Raw genomic sequence first — 19,268 nt, forward strand, 5'->3', positions numbered from 1 at the left:
GCTAACAAATTAAAATGAAAGCTAAGACGATGGTTTTGTTTCCGAAGATTCTGCTATACTAGAAACATGATTATTACCACATCTTTACGTGAAAATGAGGCCTTGATTGCGCGTGCCCAAGAACTAGCTCTCGAGCTAGGAGCTGACTACCAGCCTCGGCGCAAGTTGTCCTTGGCAAAATGTTTAGAGCGCTTTGGACCTTTCTATCTCCTATATAAAGACAGATTGTCTTTTGTTAATGCGGATACTAGTGAATTGACCTTCCATCCAGATACGGCTGCTCTCAGGATTAAGGCCCCCCATGACGCTTTAGTCAGTCTTTTAGGCAAGTCTCCCAAGACTATTCTTGACACGACCATGGGTTTGGCTTCTGATAGCTTAGTGATGGCAGCAGCGGGAAATCAGGTGACTGCCCTTGAGAGTCAAGATGTGATTTTTCAGGTGGTTTCTTGTGGTCTTGCCTCTTATCAGACAGATGATAAGCAGCTTGAAAAGGCCATGCGTTCTATTAAAGCTATTAAGAGCGATAGCTTGTCTTTTTTGAAGGCTCAAGCTGACAATTCCTTTGATATCATCTATGCCGATCCTATGTTTTCAGAGATTATCAAGGAATCGGAAAATCTAGAGGCTATCAAGCCTCTGGCCAATGGTAGCCGTCTGACAGAAGAATGGCTAAAAGAAGCTAAACGTGTTGCACGGGAAAAAATTATCATCAAGGCACATTTTCGAGATACCGTTTTTGAAGAACTTGGTTTTGAACGCCAGGTTCGGCCCAATCAAAAGCTGCATTATGGTGTCATGGATGTAAGCGAAGGCCATTGACACTGAAAGTTAAAAGTATTACAATTGTTTCATCCATGTGATACAAAAAGAAAAGAGAGACATATGCGAAAGAAAATCAGTCCAAAGTTATTTAAAAATAAAAAAAGAGTTTGGATCATTGGAGGAATTGGCTTCCTTGTCCTTTTGGTCCTAGGCTTTAACCTTTTTGCAGGTGGTGGCAAGAATGATAAGGCTTCTGAGTCCCCTACAGCAAGTAAGGTAACTAAGGGGCAGCTGGCCTCGTCCACCCTTTTGACTGGCATGGTGAAGGCTCAGTCGGAACAGTATGTTTATTTTGACAATACCATTGGACGCAATGCCACTGTGACAGTCTCTGTTGGTGAGGAAGTTAGCGTCGGTCAGCAACTGGTCCAATACGATAGCACCTCAGCCCAAGCGGCTTATGATACGGCTAGTCGTGCCTACAATAAGGCAGTTCGTGACCGTAATTATTTCCAACAGTATGGGACGGCTCCTGCGGCTTCAGCACAAACAAGTAGTGATTCGGATGAGGATGATTCGACAACTACCGTTAGTCCTCAACAGCGTCAGCAAACCGAGGCAAGTAATTACCAAACCTTGCAAGATTATAATGATGCCATTGCCAATGCAGCATCAGAGCTAGAAAAGGCACAAGATGTTCTCAACCAAACAGTGATTGTTTCAGATGCTAATGGAACAGTCGTAGAAGTCGCGGACTCTGTGGACCCTGCTTCAAAAGAGAGCCAAACCCTAGTTCATGTGACAAGTGAAGGCCAATTTGAGATTCAAGGAACCTTAACAGAATATGACATTCCAAATATTTCAGTGGGGCAAAAGGTCAAGATTACTTCCAAAGTATACCCAGACCAAACTTGGACGGGGAAAGTCAGCTACGTTTCCAATTATCCTAAGCAAAATGCCAACCAGTCAACGGGGACATCTGGCAACTCAGGTCAGTCAGGTTCTCAGTATGAATACAAGGTTCAATTGACCAGTCCAATCGGAAAACTGAAGCAAGGTTTTAATGTATCACTTGAAGTGACAAAAGATGATGATGCCTTGTTGGTTCCTGTAACTGCTGTGACTAAGAAAGGCTCTGACAACTATGTCTGGGTTTACGATGATGAAACTCAGAAAATCAAGCAAGTCAAGGTCAAACTTGGCAATGCGGATGCCAAGCAACAGGAAATTGCTTCAGGACTTAAAGAAGGTCAAAAAGTTATCACCAAGGCAGATAAATCCTTTAAGGATGGCGAAACCCTAAAAGATGTGATGGATGCCGATAGCAAAAAATCAAAAGACACTAGTGGAGAAGAGGTGAGGTCTAGTGACTAAGCCAGCACTTATGGTCTTAAAAGGCATCACCAAGTCTTTCAAAAATGGTCAGGAGTCCTTGCAGGTCCTTAAGGGAATTGACTTATCAGTTGAAGAAGGTGACTTCGTGGCAATCATGGGCCCTTCTGGTTCAGGTAAATCAACTCTCATGAATATTATTGGACTTCTTGATCAACCAACTACAGGTTCCTATCAACTCGAGGGCGAGGATGTGGCTGATCTCTCTGAAAACCGCCTGGCCAAGGTAAGAAATGACCAGATTGGCTTTATCTTTCAGCAGTTTTTTCTCTTGCCAAAGTTAAGTGCCCAAAAGAACGTAGAGCTTCCCTTGATTTATGCGGGGAAATCGCCACGTGAACGTAAGCAAAGGGCACAACAATTCTTGGAAAAAGTCGGCTTGTCAGAACGTAGCCATCATTTGCCGTCAGAGCTGTCTGGTGGACAGAAGCAGAGGGTGGCTATTGCGCGTGCATTGTCTAACGATCCGGCAATCATTTTGGCGGATGAACCTACAGGTGCTCTTGATACCAAGACAGGGATGCAGATTATGGAGCTCTTAACCCAGCTGAACCGTGAAGGAAAGACTATCATCATGGTTACTCATGAGCCAGAGATTGCAGACTATGCCCGACGTAAGATTGTCATCCGCGATGGGGAAATTACCCAGGATACGACTGATAGCGTTCGGATTGACTAGGAGGTAAGAATGGAAAATTGGAAATTTGCTCTTAGTTCTATCCGTTCACACAAGATGAGGTCCTTCCTGACCATGTTGGGAATCATCATTGGTGTTGCTGCGGTAGTACTTATCATGGGGCTAGGAAATGGAATGCGTCAGAGTGTTACTGATAGTGTGACAGGTGATAAGGATACTGTTCAAGTCTACTATGAAGCCAAGGGTGAGGAGCTAGATCCTGCTTATGCAGATCTGGCACAACCTACCAAACCGGTTAAAGAAGTTTGGTTGGAGCAAGTAGCAAAGCAGACGCCTGGTATTGATAGTTATTTTGTGACCAACAGCCTAACTTCCTCGATCTCCCTCCAAAAAAAGACTGTGAAGAATGTTAATATTACAGGTGCCAGTCAGGGCTACTTTAAAGCTAAAAAGTTAGAAATGTTGACTGGACGTTCCTTGCAAGACAATGATTATAAAAACTTTTCACGAGTTATTGTCATTGATCAGATGGTGGCTAAAAAACTCTTTGAGACGAATGGGGATGCCCTTAACCAAGTGGTTACTATTGGGAACAATGATTATCGTGTGATTGGTGTTTATAAGAATAAAGACACAGCAATCGGTGCCTATGGTGAAATTGGAACAGCTCTTGTGGCCAATACCCAGTTAGCGGCAGAAAATAACACTGATGCTATTGGCCAGATTTTTTTCCATGTGACCGATGTAAAAAATAGTAGTAGCGTTGCTAAGGATGCTGCTAAACGCTTGACCCAGTTGGCCCAAGATGACAATGGAGAATATAAGGCAGCAGATATGAGTTCGGCCCTAGATCAGGTGAACACGATCTTTGGAACCATTACCACCGTTGTCGGAGCTATTGCTGGGATTTCATTATTGGTTGGCGGAATCGGTGTTATGAACATCATGTTGGTTTCGGTAACTGAGCGGACACGAGAGATTGGTCTTCGTAAGGCTTTAGGTGCTACACGTCGTAAAATCTTGACCCAGTTTTTGATTGAGTCGATGGTTCTGACCATTCTGGGAGGTTTGATTGGGCTAGGCTTTGCAGCCCTAGTCGTTGGTCCAATTGGGAATGCCATGGACCTTAAAGCGACGGTTTCTCTTGGTGTAGCCATGGGAAGCATAGCCTTTTCAGCAGCTGTAGGGATTATCTTTGGTCTCCTACCGGCTAATAAAGCTTCGAAACTCGATCCTATCGAAGCTCTTAGGTATGATTAGAAATAACCTCTTGAAATCTTTAGATTTTGAGAGGTTTTATGGTCTTCGAAAAAAGATAGAGAAAAAATAAAAAAATTGCATTTTTTTCTTGACGTCTGATTTAGGTCATGATATTATAAATAAGGTTTGAAAAAACTGACCTAAGACAGTTGGGGAGCAAGACTCGTAAACATCCAACCGAGGCACAAAACGTAACTATTTTTTTGTAACGTATTGTACTTTCGTGTCTAGGTTTAGGTGCGATTTTTTTGTGCCTAGCCCAAAAATAAAAACGGAGGTAAAACTACTAATGAGTGAAGCTATTATTGCTAAGAAAGCTGAACAGGTTGCTATCGTCGCTGAGAAAATGAAAGCAGCAGCATCTATCGTTGTTGTTGACTCTCGTGGACTTACAGTTGACCAAGATACAGTTCTTCGTCGTAATCTTCGTGAATCAGGCGTTGAATTTAAAGTTATCAAAAACTCTATCTTGAGCCGTGCAGCTGAAGAAGCAGGTCTTGAAGACCTTAAAGAACTTTTTGTTGGTCCATCTGCAGTAGCATTCTCAAACGAAGATGTTATCGCACCAGCAAAAGTTATTAGCGAATTTGCTAAAGACGCAGAAGCTCTTGAAATCAAAGGTGGTGTTGTTGACGGTGCGTTCACTTCAGTCGAAGAAATCAACGCTCTTGCATCACTTCCAAACAAAGAAGGTATGCTTTCTATGCTCCTTTCTGTACTTCAAGCGCCAGTGCGCAACGTTGCATACGCTGTCAAAGCGGTTGCAGAAAGCAAAGAAGACGGTGCTGCATAAGCCCATCTTCACAACTCGTAGCCTAAGCTACGTTTAAAACACTATATTAAAAAACACATTTGGAGGAAATCACAATGGCATTGAACATTGAAAACATTATTGCTGAAATTAAAGAAGCTTCAATCCTTGAATTGAACGACCTTGTAAAAGCTATCGAAGAAGAGTTTGGCGTAACTGCTGCTGCTCCTGTAGCTGCTGCTGCAGCTGGTGCTGCTGACGCTGGTGCTGCTAAAGATTCATTCGACGTTGAATTGACATCTGCAGGCGACAAAAAAGTTGGCGTTATCAAAGTTGTACGTGAAATCACAGGCGAAGGTCTTAAAGAAGCTAAAGCTATCGTTGACGGTGCACCATCAGTTATTAAAGAAGGTGTTGCTGCAGCTGAAGCTGAAGAAATCAAAGCTAAACTTGAAGAAGCTGGAGCTTCAGTTACTCTTAAATAATAAGGTAACGACTCAAGTCGCTTAATAAAGAAAACCAGGGCATAAGCTCTGGTTTTTTATTGCGATAAGCGATTATGAGAAACTGATAAATTAATTTGGTTTCCTGCCAAAAATCCTGCCAAAAATTCTTTGGCAGTTTTTTGTTTTAATAAACTTTCGGGGGTAGATACTAGATTGTCTACCCTTTTTTTGCGTTTCGGAGGTAATTATGCAAAAGGAAGAACAGTCATCACGTCAAATCGTGAAGAGCCATATCATGACCATCATGGGAGTTGATAATCTAAAAGCAACTCAACTGGTAAATGAAATGGAACAAACAGGTTTAATCTGATTTGATGAATTCGGTTGTTATATGTATAAATTAAACAATTGTGTTACAATGAAACCATATAGAATTTTAAGTTTTCTCAAAAACTTTCTATAACTAAGAACACATAAGGAGGTAAAATGGTGAAGCATTCTAAAATAACAAAAGTTTTTCAGCTTTCGCTCGTCATCATATTTATTTTAGTCTTGTTAGGGCTCTTTGTTCCCCAGCAGTTTCAAAATATTAGTTTTTACTTAAAAAATCTCTTAACAACTAGTGTTGGCTGGTTTTACTTGTTATTGGTTACGGGGATTTTAATTTTTTGTGTCTTTTTAATTGTAAGTCCGATAGGGCAGATTCGCTTGGGTAATCCCACGAGTCGGCCAGAGCATTCGACGACGTCATGGATTGCCATGATGTTTTCTGCTGGAATGGGGATTGGGCTGGTCTTTTATGGGGCAGCAGAGCCTTTGAGTCACTTTGCTATCTCGACGCCCAATGCAGAAATAGGCAGTGCGGATGCTCTCGCAGATGCTTTTCGTTTTACTTTTTTTCACTGGGGATTTCATGCTTGGGCGGTCTATGCCCTGGTGGGATTGTCTTTGGCTTATTTTGGCTTTCGTAAACGGGAGAAATATCAGCTCTCAGTCGTCTTTAAGCCTCTTTTTGGAAAATATGCGGACGGACCAATAGCAACCATTATCGATACCATCACCATTATTGCGACAGTGATTGGGGTAGCGACAACGCTCGGCTTTGGTGCCTCACAAATCAATGGTGGTCTCTCCTATGTCTTTGGTATTCCTAATAATAGTCTTGTGCAAGTCATCATTATCATCATTGCGACAATTCTTTTTCTTATTTCTGCCTTATCAGGTTTAGGAAAGGGTGTTAAAATCCTATCTAATACAAACTTGATTTTAGCTATTGTCTTGCTTGCTGGAGTCATAGTTTTGGGGCCAACGGTTAAGATATTTGACACCATGACAGACTCTATCGGCCTTTATTTTCAAAACTTCTTCCGTATGAGTTTTCGGGCGGCGGCTTTTGATGAGACCAAGCGGGCTTGGATTAACCAATGGACCATTTTTTACTGGGCATGGTGGATTTCCTGGTCACCTTTTGTGGGCGTCTTTATTGCCCGTATCTCAAAAGGTCGGACTATTCGCGAATTTTTGACAGTAGTGCTTTTGGCACCAACAGTCCTTAGTTTTATCTGGTTTTCTGCTTTTGGTACCTTATCTACTTCACTACAAGATTCGGGGGTTAATTTGATACGTTTTGCCACAGAAGAAATTCTTTTTGCCTCTTTTAATGAATATCCTCTGGGAAGTGTCCTTTCACTCCTGGCAATTATTTTAGTTTTAACCTTCTTTGTGACCTCGGCGGATTCTGCCACCTATGTTTTGGCCATGTTGTCTGAAGATGGCAATCTAAATCCAAGTAATCGTAAAAAGGTGATTTGGGGTGTCATGCTGGCCTTGATTGCTATTGCACTCATGTTTTCTGGTGGATTGACAGCTTTACAAAACACGCTCATTATTGTCGCTTTTCCATTTTCTATAGTACTAGTGTTGATGATGTGGTCGCTTATGAAAGAGTTATATCACGAAAAAGAGCAAATGGGACTCGCCATTACACCAGACCGATATCCTGAGAAGAATCAACCGTTTAAATCTTATGAGGAAAATTAGGAGGATGGCATGGAGTTAAGAGTGCTTCGTTATTTTATTACTATTGCTGAGGAGGGGAGTATCTCCAAGGCAGCTGAGAAGCTGATGATTACTTAGCCGACACTCAGTCGTCAGTTAAAAGATTTGGAGCAGGAACTTGGTGAACCTCTTTTTATCCGTGAACATATCAAGTCGCTTAATAAAGAAACCAGGGCATTAGCTCTGGTTTTTTCTATTGCTTTTAATATTTTCATTTGTTAGAATGTAGGTAATGTGCGTGCTTGTCACGCCCTTTTTCTGTGTTTTTTTTGGCTTTAGTGGTTGTCAACAACTATAAAAATCCTAAAGGCATGGTAAACGCTAAAAAGAAAAGGAGAAATTTATGGCTTATATTTGGTCTTATCTCAGACGTTATCCTAAGTGGCTAGCAATGAATTTTACGGCGGCCATTTTATTTGTTATTGCTAACTTGGGTTTGCCGACGGTTCTTGCCAGAATGATTGATGAGGGAATAAACCGTGGTGATGTTGATAAGCTTTACGCTTATGCTTGGGTCATGTTTGGTGTAGTTTTGACTGGGATTGTTGGTCGTATACTTCTGTCCTATGCGGTTGGTAAGTTGACGACCACAATGGTGCAGGTCATGCGTAATGACATTTATGCTAAGCTTCAGGAGTATTCCCACCACGAGTATGAGCAGATTGGGGTATCCTCTTTGGTGACTCGTATCACGTCGGATGCTTTTGTTCTCATGCAATTTGCAGAACAGATTCTAAAGATGGGTGTCATTACTCCTCTGATGATGGTTTCCAGTGTCTTCTTGATTTTGACGACAAGTCCATCTTTGGCTTGGATTGTGGCAATCTCCTTGCCTTTCCTAGCCGTAGTAGTCTGGTATGTGGCGGTAAAAACGCGTCCGCTTTCTGAGAAACAACAGGCAACTCTAGATAAGATTAACCAGTACGCTCGTGAAAATCTGACTGGACTTCGTGTCATCCGAGCTTTCGCTAGAGAAGATTTTCAAGAGAAGAAGTTTGCTTCTCAAAATGCTGTCTATGCGGATAATTCAAACAAGCTCTTTAAATTAACTGGTTTGACTGAGCCACTTTTTGTGCAAATCATCATCGCCATGATTGTGGCAATTGTTTGGTTTGCCCTTGAGCCATTAGGATCTGGGACTTTGGCAATCGGGGATTTGGTTGCCTTTATTGAGTACAGTTTCCATGCGCTATTGTCTTTCCTTTTCCTAGCCAACCTCTTTACCATGTATCCTCGTACGGCGGTATCTAGTGAGCGTCTGCAGGAAATTAGGGACATGCCTATTTCTATCAATCCAAATGAAGATGGAGTGACAGAGACTGAGACTAAAGGATATTTGGAGTTTGACAATGTGACTTTTGCCTATCCTGGTGAAACTGAGAGTCCTGTCCTACACAATATTTCTTTCAAGGCTAAACCCGGTGAAACCATTGCCTTTATCGGATCTACGGGTTCAGGGAAATCATCACTTGTGCAGTTGATTCCACGCTTTTATGATGTAACACTTGGACGCATTCTTGTTGATGGTGTGGATGTCCGTGACTATAATCTTAAGGCTCTGCGTCGTAAGATTGGCTTTATTCCACAAAAGGCCCTGCTCTTTACAGGAACCATCGGTGAAAATATCCGTTATGGTAAGGAAAATGCCAGTCATGAAGAATTGAATCAAGCTACGGATGTCGCTCAGGCTAAGGAATTCATCGAAAGTAAGGAAGAACGCTATGACTCTTACTTGGCTGAGGGTGGTAGCAACCTTTCTGGGGGACAGAAGCAGCGTTTGTCAATTGCACGTGCAGTTGTTAAACGTCCTGACCTTTACATCTTTGATGATTCCTTCTCTGCCTTGGATTACAAGACTGATGCGACCTTGCGTCGTCGTCTGAAAGAAGTGACCCAGGATGCGACAGTCTTGATTGTGGCTCAACGTGTAGGGACTATCATGGATGCAGACCAGATTATCGTTCTTGATAAGGGTGAAATCGTTGGTCGTGGCCGTCACGAAGAGCTTATGGAAAGCAATGATATTTACCGTGAAATTGCTAATTCTCAATTGAATCAAAAGAGTCTTACAGAAGACTAGAAGGAGGTCAAAATGAAAAAAAATATAATGAAAACAAGTCATTCCTCAAGTTTTGGCCGCCTTTGGTCCTACTTGCAGGCTTATCGTTTCCCACTTTACCTAGCCATTTTCTTGAAAATTGTTAGTGTTATCATGAGTGTCCTTGAGCCAGTGGTCATTGGTTTAGCCATTACCGAGTTAACTAAAAATACGCTGGATATCATGAAGGGTGTGGAAGGTGCTCGTATCAACGTCTCCTATGTTGGTTGGGTTCTAGTTGTTTATCTCTTGCGTGGTCTTATTTATGAGTTGGCCGCCTACTATTCCAACTATTTCATGACCAATGCTGTGCAAGCAACGGTTCAAGATATGCGTAATGAGATGACTGAGAAAATCAATCGTACCTCAGTGTCATACTTTGATAAGCACCAGTTTGGGGACCTCTTGGGCCGCTTTACTAGTGACGTCGAGACAGTATCTAATGCCTTGCAGCAGTCATTCTTGCAGGTTGTTAATGCCGTCTTTACTCTAGCCTTGGTTATTGGAACAGTGCTTTACCTTAATCTTCAATTAGGAACTATAGTTGTCATCACTATTCCGATTACTTTCTTTGGTGCCCGCTTTATCATGAGTAAGTCTCAGCCCTACTTTAAACAGCAGGCTGATGCCCTAGGTACTCTTAATGGTTTTGTTCAGGAAAATCTGACCGGCTTCAATGTGCTTAAGCTATTTGGCCGTGAGGATAGATCCTTGGACGACTTTAAAGAAATCACGGAAGACCTTCAGAAGGTAGGCTTTAAGGCTAATTTCATTTCAGGACTTATGATGCCGGTTCTTAACGGTTTATCTGACTTGACCTATCTAATTGTCGCTGTTTTAGGTGGTCTGCAAGTTTTGGCTGGTCGCCTGACGATTGGTAATATGCAGGCCTTTGTTCAGTACGTTTGGCAGATTAACCAACCTATTCAGAACTTGACTCAGTTGGCTGGACAATTGCAAAGTGCTAAATCTTCTTTAGACCGTATTTTCCAACTGATGGATGAACCAGACGAGGCTAATGATGCTACTGAAGTGCTAGAGGGAGATTTGACTGGGCAAGTTAGCTTTAAGCATGTGGACTTCCAGTATGTGGCTGATAAACCTTTGATTCGTGACTTTAATCTTGAGGTTAATCCTGGCGAAATGGTGGCCATTGTCGGTCCTACCGGTGCTGGGAAATCAACCATTATCAATCTCCTCATGCGTTTCTATGATGTGACTGCTGGTTCTATTTCAGTTGATGGTCACGATATCCGTAACCTGTCACGTCAGGATTATCGTAAACAGTTTGGTATGGTGCTTCAGGATGCTTGGCTCTTTGAAGGAACTATCAAGGAAAATCTTCGCTTCGGTAATCTTGAGGCGACTGACGAGGAGATTGTTGAAGCCGCTAAGGCTGCCAATGTGGACCACTTTATCCGTACACTACCTGGTGGTTACAACATGGAAATGAACCAGGAATCAAGTAACATTTCACTAGGACAAAAGCAACTTTTGACCATTGCGCGTGCGCTTTTGGCTGATCCTAAAATCTTGATTTTGGACGAGGCAACCTCATCGGTTGATACCCGTCTGGAACTCTTGATTCAAAAAGCCATGAAGACCCTTATGCAAGGTCGAACAAGTTTTGTCATTGCCCACCGTCTGTCGACTATTCAAGAAGCAGACAAAATTTTGGTCCTTAAAGATGGTCAAATCATCGAACAAGGGAACCATGAATCCCTCCTTGCAGATAAAGGCTTCTATTACGACTTGTATAATAGCCAGTTTGCGGAGAAATAAACAAAAAATCCATCAGTTCATAACTGGTGGATTTTTTCTGAATGTGGAGATCAATAAAAGAGACTTCTCCTATAGAGGCAAGTCTCAAAATCAATATTATTTCTCAGCACGTCGTGTGACAAACATGGCATCTCCGAAACTGAAGAAGCGGTAGCGTTCTTGGACGGCGTGTTTATAGGCATCAAGGACGAATTCACGGCCAGCAAAGGCTGAAACCAACATCACCAAGGTTGATTTTGGAAGGTGGAAGTTGGTTGAAAAGGCATCTACGACTGTGAATTGGTAGCCTGGTTTGATAAAGATATTGGTCCAACCTGAGTCGGCTTGGAGTTGACCATCGTATTTATTGCCGATTGTTTCCAGTGTTCGGATAGAGGTTGTTCCAACTGCAATGATGCGTCCTCCAGCGGCTTTGACACTATTGAGTGTATCGGCAGCGTCTTGGCTGAGGGTGTAAAATTCTGAGTGCATTTCATGTTCGTCGACATTATCGACAGAAACAGGTCGGAAGGTTCCCAGTCCAACGTGGAGGGTGAGGTAGACCAATTTTACGCCTTTAGCTTCAATCTTTTGAAGCAATTCAGGAGTGAAATGGAGACCAGCTGTTGGTGCAGCGGCAGAGCCATTTTCCTTGGCATAGACTGTTTGGTAACGGTCACGGTCTTCCAATTTTTCATGGATATAAGGTGGCAATGGCATCTCGCCCAAACTTTCCAAGACCTCAAGGAAGATACCGTCATAGCTAAATTCTACGATACGGCCACCGTGATCTAGTTCCTCAGTGACAGTGGCAGTCAAACGGCCATCACCAAAACTGACTCTAGCACCTACTTTAAGGCGTTTGGCCGGTTTGGCCAAAACTTCCCATTGATCGCCTTGTGTATTTTTCAAAAGGAGAAATTCCACATGGCCGTGGGTATCAGGCTTTTCACCGTAGAGGCGGGCAGGAAGCACGCGCGTATTGTTCATGACCAAGGCATCGCTAGGGTTAAGCTGGTCGATGATGTGGTCGAAGTGGGTATCAGTCATTTCCTTGGTTACAGGATCAATGACCAAGAGTTTAGAGGCATCACGTTGTTCCAATGGGGTTTGGGCAATCAGTTCCTCTGGCAGTTCAAAATCAAAATCGTTTGTATTCATTTCTTTCCTCGTTTAAAAATGTTCAGCCTTTTTATTATAGCACGATATAGGGCGACCGTCATTAAACTTATCGAGTGAAAGCGCTTGACAAAAGTGTTAAAAAAAGAGATAATAAAGAAAAATGGTATATACCAATATCGAGGTGAATAGAATGAAAAAGATTATAGTTGAAAATCAAGTTGAGGGAGGCAAAGTTGCCTTTGATCTTCTTAAAGAGAGCCTTGCAGCGGGTGCTCAGACATTGGGATTGGCGACAGGTAGTTCACCTATCGCCCTTTACCAAGAGATGGTTGAGAGTGACGTGGATTTTTCGGAACTTTACAGCGTCAATTTGGATGAATACGTCGGACTAGCACCAGACCATGAGCAGAGCTACCATGCCTTTATGAGAGCCCAACTCTTTGATGCTAAGCCATTTAAAGAGAGCTTCTTACCTGACGGCATGGCTGAAGATTTAGAACAGGCGGCCAAGGATTACGATGACATCTTGTCCCAACATGTCATTGACTTGCAAATCTTAGGTATCGGAAGTAATGGGCATATTGGATTTAATGAGCCAGGTACGTCTTTTGATAGTCAAACCCATGTGGTTGACTTGACGGACAGCACCATTGAAGCCAATAGCCGTTTCTTTGCCAGTCGAGACCAAGTCCCTACAAAGGCTATTTCAATGGGGATTGCTTCCATTATGGCTGCCAAGAAGATCATTTTGTTTGCCTATGGTGACAAGAAGGCAGATGCCATTTTCAAGATGGTTAAGGGGCCAGTGACAGAGGGAGTGCCAGCCAGTGTCTTGCAACATCATCCAGATGTGACTCTTATCTTAGATGAGGCTGCTGCTGCGAAATTGTAGAAGAAAACATGAGTCGAGCAGATGCGAGTTAGGTAATTAGAAAGTTATAGAAAAAAACAGGTTGAGCTAGTGCTACTCAACCTGTTTATTAATGAATAAACATAATATAGATTTTGACTTCAAATATTTACGTTACCTAATTAGTACTCATTTTTCATCAATTACCTAAAATTCTTTAGTCGGAATAGTCCCTATTTTTATTGGTAATAAAATCTCTATTTGATATTGTCCATCGTTTATAAAGCGTTTGATATTACCTTGATATTCTTGAACAAGAGCATCAATATTTCGCAACCCCCAGCCATCTTTTTGACGGGATTTACGAGTAGATTTTTCTTTCTCATCAAAATTATTTCTAATATTGATAAAAAGATTTTGTTGAAAGTATCGGATATTAAGTGATAAGTTTCTTTCTTTATTTGGTAGTCTGAGACAAGCTGCAATACTATTGTCTAGGCAGTTTCCTAATATAACAGCTAAAATATCTGGTTGAATAGATAATTCTTGTGGTACAAAGCAATCAATTTCCATTTCTATCTCATCTTTTAAATGATGTAGTTTTTGATTAAGTAAAAAATTAATAGTTTGATTTTTAGAGTAGAAAGTTTGTTCACCTACTATACTATCTGTTAATGAATAAAGATAATCTTTTGCCTCTTCAGGATTTTTCTCTAAAAGCGATAAAAGAGTCAAATGTTTATTTTTTAAGTCATGCCGAAGTCTTTGGAGACGTTGATATTCTTCTTGAGATTGTTGTATTTCTCGAACTTGGAACTGTAACTGTTCTTTTTCCAATTGGTTTTGGTAATATTGCTGCTGTTGACGAGCAAGGTACAGATTAAAATAAAGAGAGGAGAGAGTTAATACAATGAGAGATGAGAGAGAAATGATTGACAGGTAATCTGCTTCAAATACCCCTCCTTGAATGGCAGATATTGTAAAAGCAAAGAAAATAGATAAAAGAGGCACGATAAACTGATAAAGCCAGTTTCCCTTAGAAGTAGCAATACGAAGCCTTTGATGGGATAGGAGAAGCTTTCGTAAAATAAGAGTTATTCCTGTAGATAAGAAGAAACTTATTCCGAGATACAAACTAATAGCTTCTAAATTTTTTGATAGTTCCCATAAAGGTAAAATTAGTTGGATTCCTTGGTTTAGGACAGCCCCTGCTAACAAACTTAGACTAGTTTGTAAAAGAATCCAAAAGGAAGACTGGCGAATAGGATAATCAAAATTGAGGCCGATTAGATAGTATTCTAAAATGTTTAGAAGGAGATTACTGACCAAAAAAATACGACTTTCAGAGAATAGGAACACGAGTTCCCCATGAAAAATCAATATGAAAAAAAGGGCTACTAAAGGCTTCTTTTTCATATTGATTTTAGACAATGGTCTATAAAATAACATACTTGCTAGAAATAAATCGTACAAGATACTGATTATTCGTAATCCTACTAACATTAAAAATGCCTTTCACTTAGATAGCTGTAATATTTTTCTTTAAAAGAAAACTGAAACTTTCTACTAATTGGGAGTAGGTGTTCTTCAGTCCCATTTAGTAAAATAGTAACTGTTTTTGAATCAAAGTCTTTGATGTATTTGGGGTTTAAAATATAGGAAGCATGAATTTGAATAAAATAATTAGGGAGTTTTTCCAAAATCTCTTTTGTTTTTAGTAGAGACTTGTAGGTACCTGTCTTTGTGTATATAAATACTGAACGTTTATCTTTCTCAAAAAATACAATATCGCTTGAGGGGACAGAGTAATTGTGTTTACCAAATGAGAAGGTGAAAAGTGCTTGGCCTATATCCAAAAAACGCAAAATACGATCCAATACTTTCGTTAACTTTTGAGGTTCTATCGGTTTTACGATATAGTCAAAAGTCTGAACTTCGAAGACTTGTTCCATATAATCACGATAACTTGTCACAAAAATAATTGGAATGAAAGGATTAAATTTTCTAATCTTCTGTGCTACGTCAATTCCATTGATTCCTGGCATATTGATATCCAAAAAGACACAGTGGATGTCTGGCGTCAGCTGATCTAAGAGTTTTTGTGGATTTGTATAAAGTTTTGTTTCTAGAGGAAATTTATCATAAGAAAGTAAATAATGTTCTAATTGGCTAGCATCTCTATCAGAGTCATCACAAATAGCAACTTTTAACATTGAAAACCTCCTCACTCATTTCTGTATGTTAATTATAACGTTAAAATGGTCAATTATGACATAATCATAAGACTCTCTTAAGGCTATTATACAATAACCCTATAAAAAATGAAGTATGCTGAGAAATCTTTTCTCAATACGGAGAAATAAAATTATGACTTTTGAGACGCTCACCATTGAAAATCTAACAAAATCATTTGATAAACAACATTTTGCTAATAACCATATCTTCTTAGAGCTAGAAGCTGCAAAAATCACAGCTCTTTTAGGGCATAATGGTGCTGGTAAATCAACCCTTTTAAAGCAAATGATTGGCTTTATTAAGCCTGATCAGGGAGATGTTCACTACGGAGATATTTCTTTTATACATAACCGTAAACAAGCTCGAACAATGATGAGTTATATGTCACAACAGTATGCACCACTTGAAAAGTTAACTGTTGAGCAAAATTTAGAGATGATTGGAAGAATGAGAGGGTTAAGCACCTCAGAACTCCAAAAAGAAATTGATTGCCTTCTAGCAGAACTAGAAATAGAAGAATACCGTGATAAACAAGGGAAGAATCTTTCAGGAGGCCTAAAACGGCTTACATCTTTTGCCATGGCATTAATTGGCTCTGCTGATATCATGCTTCTTGACGAACCAACCAACGATGTTGATCCTGTACGTCGTGAGAAACAGTGGCAATTATTAAAAAAGCTGGCTTATAAAGGACACACTATTATCATTGTTACCCACAATCTACTAGAGGTCGAAAAATATGCGGATAATTTTGCTCTTTTTAACCATGGTAAATTATTAAAATCTGGTCCAGTACACCAAATGTCTTATAAAAATCATTATCAAATTTCTTTCAATTTTGTTAGTAAAGAATTTTTAAGTCTATTCGAACATTTTACGATGGTCAATGGTTGTGTTTGTCAGATGGAAATTGAAGAAAGTGAATTAACCCGAATACTCATTCAAGTTAAGGAAGGTCTAGAAAAAGGGCTTATTTCAAACCTTTCAGTTAAGATGAAAACATTATCTATTTCCAATCTTTATAAAGAGGAGCTTGTTAACTGATATGACTCAATTTTTTTACTTACTTCGTTGGAACTATCTTCGACAAAAAAATCTATTCATTCTATTCACACTAGCTCAAGTGCTTTTGTCCGTTTCACTTCTTTTTGGGTATCCGTTGATAATTGGTAAGCTGGACACAACAACTGCTTACTATCTTGCCTCTGGATCAGTTTTAATAGGAGTTATTTCTATTGGCTGTACGATTTCATCTCCTGTTATAGCCAATGCCAAGTCAGAAGGTCATGTGGACTATATTCGGGCTTTACCTATTCCTAGAATTCTAATTTCTTTAGCTGACCTATGTATATGGTTAATTGCTATTTTACCAGGTGTATTCTTCTCTTTTTTATTAGGCTGTCTTCGCTTTTCTGTCCAATTAAATTTGTCAATTTTGTCTGTTTTTGTGATGTTGCTTATTTGCCTAACAATGATTAGTCTAGGATTTTCAATTGCTTATATATTTCCCCAAAATATTGTCACGCTAATGTCTCAGCTTATTTTAATGATTGGTCTTATGTTTTCACCAATCATGTACCCGGCAGGTCGTCTTCCAGATTGGTTAGATCAACTTTATTTTCTACTTCCATTTGTCCCTTCTTCGAATCTTCTTAGAGCTAGCTTTTATAGACATGGAACTGTTTCGCTTGTAGATATAGGAGTTCTTATTTTCTGGATTTTTCTGACACAACTGCTTATCTTAGGGACACTACAGAAAGAGTTGTAATACTATCTTATGGAAAACAATCTTACGAAACTCAGGTTGAGGCATCTGGTACTCAGCCTTTTTCTTTTGTGACAATTCTCCTCCAAACAAATCAATTGCCTAGTCCTCTTTGATAGCGCTATAATAGTTAAGTTGACTTTGACTATCAAACAACAGATATAGATATTTCATAAAGAAAGAGGACATACAATGGCAAAACCTATTCGAGTATTGCTTTATTATAAATACCTTCCGATCGAAAATGCTGAGCAATTTGCGGCAGACCACTTGGCTTTCTGTAAATCAATCGGCCTCAAAGGACGTATCCTAGTCGCTGACGAAGGAATCAATGGAACGGTTTCTGGTGACTATGAAACCACTCAAAAATACATGGACTACGTTCACAGCCTTCCAGGGATGGAGGACCTCTGGTTCAAGATTGATGAGGAAGAAGAGCAAGCCTTCAAGAAGATGTTTGTTCGTTATAAGAAGGAAATCGTCCACCTTGGTTTAGAGGATGACAACTTTGACAGCGACATTAATCCACTTGAAACTACAGGTGCTTACTTGTCACCAAAAGAGTTTAAAGATGCTCTTTTAGATGAGGACACTGTTGTCCTCGATACACGTAACGACTATGAGTATGACCTTGGTCACTTCCGTGGAGCCATTCGTCCAGACATTCGCAACTTCCGTGAATTGCCACAATGGGTTCGCGACCATAAGGAAGAGTTCATGGACAAGCGCGTGGTTGTTTACTGTACTGGTGGTGTCCGCTGTGAGAAATTCTCAGGTTGGATGGTCCGTGAAGGCTACAAAGATGTTGGCCAATTGCACGGTGGTATCGCAACTTACGGAAAAGATCCAGAGGTTCAAGGGGAGCTTTGGGATGGTAAGATGTATGTCTTTGACGAGCGTATTGCTGTTGATATCAACCATGTAGACCCTATCGTTGTCGGTAAGGACTGGTTCGATGGCACGCCTTGCGAACGCTATGTCAACTGTGGTAACCCATTCTGTAACCGTCGTATCCTTGCTTCAGAGGAAAATGAAGACAAATACCTCCGTGGCTGCTCACATGAATGTCGTGTTCACCCACGTAACCGTTATGTCTCTGAAAATGGTTTGAGCCAAGAAGAAGTTGTCTCACGCCTTGCGGCTATTGGTGAGAGTTTGGATGTAACACCAGCCTAAGTTTAAATAGAGAAGAAGCTGAGAGCAATCTCGGCTTTTTATTTTGCAATTTATTTCTAAAATTACGACACATATATATTGCAATTAGAAATATATAGTGTATAATTAAGATGAAAATAGCTGGTGAACCTAATCAATTTCGACGATAATATCAGATATGATGTAAAGGAGGGAGCATGTGGCAAAGAATTTACGTTTAAAAGCAGCTCGAGCAGAGCATGATATGACCCAGGGTGACTTGGCAGAAGCTGTAGGTGCAACAAGACAAACCATAGGTTTGATTGAAGCTGGAAAGTACAATCCTAGCCTAGCCTTATGCATTGCCATTTGCAAGACACTGGACAGGACCTTGGATCAACTGTTTTGGGAGAATTAGGAAGGAAGTAAAGATGATGAAATTCAAACTGATTAATAATGAGGTTACAGATGAACGCGAAGAAGCTCTAACTAATAAAGTTGCTACCGAATGCTATTACATAATGATTGCAGGGACGCTTGTATGCTTACTTTATGGCTCCCTCTTTAACAATGGTGTCATCACCTCTAATTACTTAATTTTTCCAATATTAATTGCATGGGTTTGGTCTGTTTATAGAGCTGAACGTCTTGCTGTAAGTGCTTTTGGAGGTTCGAGTATGACAGTCCTAGGTTGTTTACTGGTGACTGGGCTTATCATCCTTAAAATAATGATAGTTAACTATCAGTCATACCACAATGTCTATCATAATAATCCATTGGATCCTAGATATCTCATGGCTTGGGCAGTTACTTATATGTTGTATGCTCCCTTTGTCTTTTTTATGAATTGGGCTATTGCTGCATTGGGAAGATATGAGAGAAGACGTCTTGAAAAACAGCTAGACGATTTGGAAAATGAAGAATAGATAGTGAGAGAATCAGACCGTTCTTTTTGGTCTGTTTTTTTTGTGTTATAATGGGTCCTAAAACTAAG

The 19,268-nt window shown here is 40.4% G+C and carries 19 protein-coding genes, 1 pseudogene and 1 other annotated feature; of the genes and pseudogenes, 17 read left to right on the forward strand and 3 right to left on the reverse strand.

Going from position 1 to position 19,268, the window contains the following annotated elements; genetic code table 11:
• The first annotated feature begins 66 nt into the window (after positions 1 to 66).
• The 11 genes and pseudogenes from A6J31_RS01670 to A6J31_RS01720 all read left to right on the forward strand — a co-directional run bounded on the left by A6J31_RS01670 (position 67) and on the right by A6J31_RS01720 (position 11,189).
• Positions 67 to 822, forward strand: coding sequence for a class I SAM-dependent methyltransferase (locus tag A6J31_RS01670; protein ID WP_080610320.1), 756 nt, complete (start codon positions 67 to 69; stop codon positions 820 to 822).
• Between the two features lie 63 nt (positions 823 to 885).
• On the forward strand, positions 886 to 2,139 hold the full coding sequence (locus tag A6J31_RS01675) for an efflux RND transporter periplasmic adaptor subunit (protein WP_080610321.1): 1,254 nt from the start codon (positions 886 to 888) through the stop codon (positions 2,137 to 2,139).
• A 10-nt stretch (positions 2,140 to 2,149) separates the two neighbouring features.
• Positions 2,150 to 2,836, forward strand: coding sequence for an ABC transporter ATP-binding protein (locus A6J31_RS01680; protein ID WP_282184555.1), 687 nt, complete (start codon positions 2,150 to 2,152; stop codon positions 2,834 to 2,836).
• A gap of 9 nt (positions 2,837 to 2,845) precedes the next feature.
• On the forward strand, positions 2,846 to 4,054 hold the full coding sequence (locus tag A6J31_RS01685; protein WP_080610323.1) for an ABC transporter permease: 1,209 nt from the start codon (positions 2,846 to 2,848) through the stop codon (positions 4,052 to 4,054).
• 121 nt (positions 4,055 to 4,175) lie between these two features.
• Positions 4,176 to 4,312 (forward strand) — a sequence feature (ribosomal protein L10 leader region).
• A 31-nt stretch (positions 4,313 to 4,343) separates the two neighbouring features.
• Complete coding sequence (gene rplJ / locus A6J31_RS01690; protein WP_003095623.1) at positions 4,344 to 4,847, forward strand: 50S ribosomal protein L10; 504 nt, start codon at positions 4,344 to 4,346, stop codon at positions 4,845 to 4,847.
• Positions 4,848 to 4,921: 74 nt separating this feature from the next.
• Positions 4,922 to 5,290 (forward strand): 50S ribosomal protein L7/L12, encoded by a 369-nt coding sequence (gene rplL, locus A6J31_RS01695; protein ID WP_004183006.1) that lies wholly within the window; start codon positions 4,922 to 4,924, stop codon positions 5,288 to 5,290.
• Between the two features lie 208 nt (positions 5,291 to 5,498).
• Complete coding sequence (locus A6J31_RS11765; protein WP_002269975.1) at positions 5,499 to 5,621, forward strand: hypothetical protein; 123 nt, start codon at positions 5,499 to 5,501, stop codon at positions 5,619 to 5,621.
• A gap of 116 nt (positions 5,622 to 5,737) precedes the next feature.
• Positions 5,738 to 7,291 (forward strand): BCCT family transporter, encoded by a 1,554-nt coding sequence (locus tag A6J31_RS01705; RefSeq protein ID WP_037605638.1) that lies wholly within the window; start codon positions 5,738 to 5,740, stop codon positions 7,289 to 7,291.
• 9 nt (positions 7,292 to 7,300) lie between these two features.
• A pseudogene (locus A6J31_RS11715) lies at positions 7,301 to 7,456 on the forward strand (LysR family transcriptional regulator); the annotation flags it as partial.
• A 196-nt stretch (positions 7,457 to 7,652) separates the two neighbouring features.
• Positions 7,653 to 9,389, forward strand: coding sequence for an ABC transporter ATP-binding protein (locus tag A6J31_RS01715; RefSeq protein ID WP_080610324.1), 1,737 nt, complete (start codon positions 7,653 to 7,655; stop codon positions 9,387 to 9,389).
• Between the two features lie 12 nt (positions 9,390 to 9,401).
• On the forward strand, positions 9,402 to 11,189 hold the full coding sequence (locus A6J31_RS01720) for an ABC transporter ATP-binding protein (RefSeq protein ID WP_080610325.1): 1,788 nt from the start codon (positions 9,402 to 9,404) through the stop codon (positions 11,187 to 11,189).
• 96 nt (positions 11,190 to 11,285) lie between these two features.
• Here the strand turns inward: A6J31_RS01720 and queA are convergent, their stop codons facing one another.
• Entirely contained in the window at positions 11,286 to 12,329 is a 1,044-nt protein-coding gene (gene queA, locus A6J31_RS01725) for a tRNA preQ1(34) S-adenosylmethionine ribosyltransferase-isomerase QueA (RefSeq protein WP_080610326.1), read from the reverse strand.
• A 151-nt stretch (positions 12,330 to 12,480) separates the two neighbouring features.
• Between queA and A6J31_RS01730 the strand changes: the two genes are divergently transcribed.
• Positions 12,481 to 13,182 (forward strand): glucosamine-6-phosphate deaminase, encoded by a 702-nt coding sequence (locus A6J31_RS01730; protein ID WP_080610327.1) that lies wholly within the window; start codon positions 12,481 to 12,483, stop codon positions 13,180 to 13,182.
• Between the two features lie 165 nt (positions 13,183 to 13,347).
• Here the strand turns inward: A6J31_RS01730 and A6J31_RS01735 are convergent, their stop codons facing one another.
• Both A6J31_RS01735 and A6J31_RS01740 read right to left on the reverse strand, forming a co-directional pair.
• A complete protein-coding gene (locus A6J31_RS01735) occupies positions 13,348 to 14,643 on the reverse strand; it encodes a GHKL domain-containing protein (protein ID WP_080610328.1) in 1,296 nt (431 codons plus the stop codon).
• On the reverse strand, positions 14,643 to 15,353 hold the full coding sequence (locus A6J31_RS01740; protein ID WP_080610329.1) for a LytR/AlgR family response regulator transcription factor: 711 nt from the start codon (positions 15,351 to 15,353) through the stop codon (positions 14,643 to 14,645). Before A6J31_RS01740 ends, A6J31_RS01735 begins: the two co-directional genes overlap by 1 nt.
• 154 nt (positions 15,354 to 15,507) lie before the next feature.
• Here A6J31_RS01740 and A6J31_RS01745 point away from each other — a divergent pair, with 154 nt between their 5' ends.
• The 5 genes from A6J31_RS01745 (at position 15,508) to A6J31_RS01765 (ending at position 19,200) form a co-directional block, all read left to right on the forward strand.
• Complete coding sequence (locus A6J31_RS01745) at positions 15,508 to 16,419, forward strand: ABC transporter ATP-binding protein (RefSeq protein WP_080610330.1); 912 nt, start codon at positions 15,508 to 15,510, stop codon at positions 16,417 to 16,419.
• A gap of 1 nt (position 16,420) precedes the next feature.
• Positions 16,421 to 17,143, forward strand: coding sequence for an ABC transporter permease (locus tag A6J31_RS01750; RefSeq protein ID WP_080610331.1), 723 nt, complete (start codon positions 16,421 to 16,423; stop codon positions 17,141 to 17,143).
• A 189-nt stretch (positions 17,144 to 17,332) separates the two neighbouring features.
• Complete coding sequence (locus A6J31_RS01755) at positions 17,333 to 18,316, forward strand: rhodanese-related sulfurtransferase (RefSeq protein ID WP_021152191.1); 984 nt, start codon at positions 17,333 to 17,335, stop codon at positions 18,314 to 18,316.
• A 178-nt stretch (positions 18,317 to 18,494) separates the two neighbouring features.
• Complete coding sequence (locus A6J31_RS01760) at positions 18,495 to 18,692, forward strand: helix-turn-helix transcriptional regulator (RefSeq protein WP_004182985.1); 198 nt, start codon at positions 18,495 to 18,497, stop codon at positions 18,690 to 18,692.
• A gap of 13 nt (positions 18,693 to 18,705) precedes the next feature.
• Positions 18,706 to 19,200, forward strand: a complete 495-nt coding sequence (locus A6J31_RS01765) for a DUF6773 family protein (RefSeq protein ID WP_080610332.1) — start codon at positions 18,706 to 18,708, stop codon at positions 19,198 to 19,200.
• The last annotated feature ends 68 nt before the right edge of the window (positions 19,201 to 19,268 follow it).

This window comes from Streptococcus sp. FDAARGOS_192, from assembly GCF_002073815.2.
Taxonomy (GTDB): domain Bacteria; phylum Bacillota; class Bacilli; order Lactobacillales; family Streptococcaceae; genus Streptococcus; species Streptococcus salivarius_H.